The sequence below is a fragment of the Pseudomonas sp. CM25 genome, assembly GCF_013179705.1.
Lineage (GTDB): Bacteria > Pseudomonadota > Gammaproteobacteria > Pseudomonadales > Pseudomonadaceae > Aquipseudomonas.
The window spans coordinates 1-3,783 of the sequence record NZ_JABMCW010000444.1 but is presented as its reverse complement, the minus strand read 5'-3'; the positions used below and the strand labels follow the sequence as shown (position 1 = coordinate 3,783).

The window sequence follows — 3,783 nt, the reverse complement described above, 5'->3', positions numbered from 1 at the left end:
TGGCCGCTGCGGCCTCGGCACGCCTGCTGGGCGCCGCCTGCGTAATCGTCGGTGACCTCAACCCGCTGCGCCTGGCCCACGCCAAGTCGCAGGGCTTCGAAGTGGTCGACCTGTCCAAGGACACCCCGTTGCACGAGCAGATCGTCGACATCCTCGGCGAGCCAGAAGTGGACTGCGCCGTCGACGCCGTCGGCTTCGAGGCCCGTGGCCATGGCCATGAAGGCGCCAAGCACGAAGCCCCGGCCACCGTGCTGAACTCGCTGATGCAAGTGACCCGCGTGGCCGGCAACATCGGTATCCCGGGCCTGTACGTGACCGAAGACCCAGGCGCGGTGGATGCCGCCGCGAAGATCGGCGCACTGAGCATTCGCTTCGGTCTCGGCTGGGCGAAGTCGCACAGCTTCCACACTGGCCAGACCCCGACCATGAAGTACAACCGGCAACTGATGCAGGCAATCATGTGGGACCGCATCAACATCGCCGAAGTGGTGGGTGTGCAGGTGATCAACCTCGACCAGGCGCCGGAAGGCTATGGCGAGTTCGATGCGGGGGTGCCGAAGAAGTTCGTCATCGACCCACACAAGACCTTTAGTCACTAGCCACTAATCCATGGTGAACCCCGGCATCGCTTGAAGCTTGATGCCGGCGTTCCTGCAAGTCGCTTTGCATGCGCCACAGATCACAATAAAAAAGGTAATGCCATGTCTACCCGACTCTCCCCTCAGGCAGGGCTGAGCAGCGCGTCCGCTCACCTGCCCTTGCGGTCTTTCAACAATCGAGAGGCCTGCGATCATGATTGACATCGTCACAAATGAGCTCGATGACAAGCGGATGTCCTCCTTCCAATGGTGGGTAATAACGCTGTGTTTCGTGATCAATATGCTAGACGGATTCGACGTTCTGGTGATGGCCTTCACAGCCTCTGCTGTAGCCACTGACTGGGGGCTCAACGGGCTCCGGCTTGGCTATCTGCTGAGCGCTGGCTTGGTCGGCATGGCAATTGGCTCACTGTTCATTGCTCCCTGGGCTGATCGTTTCGGCCGCCGGCCGCTCATTCTTGTATGTGTGGCCGTGGCAGGGGCTGGCATGCTTGCATCGTCACAAGCTTCCGGCCCTGAAATGCTCGCAGTATTTCGTTTCCTTACAGGCCTTGGAATTGGCGGGATCCTGGCAAGCAGCTATGTCATCGCTGGCGAATACGCCAACAAGCGTTGGCGCGGCCTCGCAATCAGCCTGCAATCCACGGCTTATGCCCTGGGTGCAACCATTGGAGGCCTTATAGCAGCGAACATGATCCCTGCACTGGGATGGAGATCCGTCTTTCTTTACGGAGGTTTCGTTACGCTCGCAACGCTCCCCGCTTTGTTTATCTGGCTGCCAGAATCGCTCGCGTTTTTGATGTCGCATAAATCAGACGGGGCAATCAGGCACATCAACCAATTGCGCCTCAAAGTAAAACTCGCGCCACTCACTGAGATGCCTCAGGCCCGCCTGATAACACGCACCTCACTACGGGCATCGTTTGCTCAACTGTTCTCCCCTGCCCTGTTGCGCTCCACCTTGCTGATTTGGGCGTCATTTTTCCTGGTCATGTTTGGTTTTTACTTTGTAATGAGCTGGACCCCGCGACTGCTTGTCACTGCGGGACTTTCCAACGAGCAAGGCATTACCGGAGGCGTGTTGATCAACGTGGGCGGCATAGTCGGCACCGCGTTGCTAGGGCTATTGGCTGCACACTTCCGACTGGCCAAGGTGTTGATGATCTACCTCCTCGCCAACGCATTGCTGCTCACAGTATTTGTGGGATTCACAGACAGGCTGAACCTGGCATTCGTCCTGGCAATCTTCATCGGTATCTTCGTGAATGGTTGTGTGGCGGGCCTCTATGCACTAACGCCGTCTATCTACGACGCGGGTCAGCGAGTCACCGGCCTGGGTTGGGGTATCGGCATCGGCCGAGCGGGCGCAATCGCCTCCCCGCTTGTAGCGGGGCGCCTGATCGATGCGCAATGGACGCCTTCTAACCTGTACATGCTGTTCGCAATGACGTTCGTGCTCGCAGCCATAGCGGTCGCGCTACTGAGAGTAAGTCCGCCCAAAGCCATCCCATCTGTCACAAGCCTCTGAAATACCAAATACATAACAAGAAGGTAAATCCGATGCGACGCTATGCCGATTGCTTGCCGGTACTTGCGCTAGGCGTGCCATGCGTATGCCTGAGCACTTTTGCTTCAGCCGGTTTTTTGGAAGACAGTACCCTTGCCCTGACCACCCGAAATTATTACCTCGACCGAGACTACAAGGGGGAATCGACGGTCTCGGCCGTGCGCGAATGGGCGCAGGGCTTCATTTTCAAAGCTAATTCCGGTTACACAGACGGCCCTGTAGGTTTTGGGCTGGATCTCACAGGAATGCTGGGGATAAAACTTGATTCATCACCTGAACGGTCTGGCACACAGCTTTTGCCTGTAGATCCTCAGACGCGTCGAGCAAAAGATGAATACTCGGAACTCGGCGTCGCGGTCAAAGCTCGATTTTCACAGACGCGTGTATCCTTGGGCACACAACTTCCTACGCTGCCTGTCATCACTGCAAGCCCGGCGCGCCTGCTGCCACAAACTTTTCAAGGTGCGTCTATTACCAGCTCGGAACTTGAGAAGCTCACCTTACAGGCCGGGCGGATGGATCGGGTCAATCTCCGGGACTCGACAAACAATCAGCCTTTGGCCATGGCGTCTCCGAACGGACGGTTCAAGCCTGGCGTATTCTCTGATCGCTTCGACTACCTGGGGGGTGAATACCGCATTTCAGAAAACTTTCTAGCGCACTATTACCATGCCCGCCTTGAAAATATCTATGAGCAAGACTTCATTGGAGGCATTTACTCAGTGGCGGCTGGGCGCGGAAAGTTGAAAACCGAGTTGAGAGTATTCGATAGCCGAGAGAACGGACGTGCTGAAGCAGGTAGCGTAGATAACCTTAATGCCGGGTTGACAATGAGCTACCAGACGGGCGGGCATACGTTGGGGCTCGGCTACATGTATCAGAGCGGCGATACAGCCTTTGCGTACCTCGCTGGAGGCGAGCCCGTGGTGTTGAGTGACGGTACGATGAGTGCGGATTTCGTCAACCCAAAGGAGCGAACAATGCTGATTCGATACGATTACAATTTTGTAGCGATGGGTATTCCAGGGCTGACAGGAATGGTCCGCTATCTGAGGGGATCAAATATTGATTTACCCCATCTCGGAGGGCGTGACCTCACTGAGTCTTCGAAAGACCTTGAGCTGTCCTATGTAATACAATCGGGCCCTGCCAAAGACTTAGCCTTTAGAGTGCGGCATGCGTTCTATCGAAACGACTTGAGCGCTGCGGCAACGTTCCGGGACGATAACGAAACCAGGGTAAATATAGACTACACGCTGAAATTCTAACGATTCCGTCAGCCGTATACTGATCCCTGTACCCGGTGGCTTCAGCTATCTGCTATCGCTGGCAGCCAGGGAGATAGCGCCCTGACTGCCAATCGTGTCAGGTCCCCTCAACCCTCTCGTGAGAGCACCAGCGTACAGGCACCACGCTGGCGCATCTCATTGCAGCAACGCGCAAGCTCCGCCAGTTCAGACGGTTCAACCTTCGCCACGACGCTTCCCGCTAACCAACCGACGGGGAAGAGCAAACGCCCGCCATGGCCATAGAAGAACCCAAGATCAAAAATGGGTTGCGAGTTGCCGCCCCACATCCGAGCTGGCACGTAGATAAGCACAAGGTCACCCGCCTGAG

At 56.5% G+C, this 3,783-nt stretch carries 3 protein-coding genes and 1 pseudogene; 3 read left to right on the top strand and 1 reads right to left on the bottom strand.

Translation table 11 applies throughout. The features are described 5' to 3' along the window. From HP546_RS27470 to HP546_RS27460, 3 genes and pseudogenes are all read left to right on the top strand, one after another. A pseudogene (locus HP546_RS27470) lies at nucleotides 1-599 on the top strand (formaldehyde dehydrogenase, glutathione-independent); the annotation flags it as partial. Nucleotides 600-792: 193 nt separating this feature from the next. Then, on the top strand, nucleotides 793-2,127 hold the full coding sequence (locus HP546_RS27465) for an MFS transporter (RefSeq protein WP_172232141.1): 1,335 nt from the start codon (nucleotides 793-795) through the stop codon (nucleotides 2,125-2,127). Nucleotides 2,128-2,159: 32 nt separating this feature from the next. Further along, nucleotides 2,160-3,434: an OprD family porin gene (locus tag HP546_RS27460; RefSeq protein ID WP_172232139.1), complete on the top strand. Its 1,275-nt coding sequence runs from the start codon at nucleotides 2,160-2,162 to the stop codon at nucleotides 3,432-3,434. 107 nt (nucleotides 3,435-3,541) lie between these two features. Here HP546_RS27460 and HP546_RS27455 read toward each other — a convergent pair. Then, nucleotides 3,542-3,783 (bottom strand): DUF3830 family protein (locus HP546_RS27455; RefSeq protein ID WP_172232136.1); only part of this gene is annotated, 242 nt, incomplete at its 5' end.

Bases quoted from the DNA above. Each gene is read 5' to 3' on its own strand.
- HP546_RS27465 (WP_172232141.1), top strand. From the start codon at position 793: ATGATTGACATCGTCACAAATGAGCTCGATGACAAGCGGATGTCCTCC.
- HP546_RS27460 (WP_172232139.1), top strand. From the start codon at position 2,160: ATGCGACGCTATGCCGATTGCTTGCCGGTACTTGCGCTAGGCGTGCCA.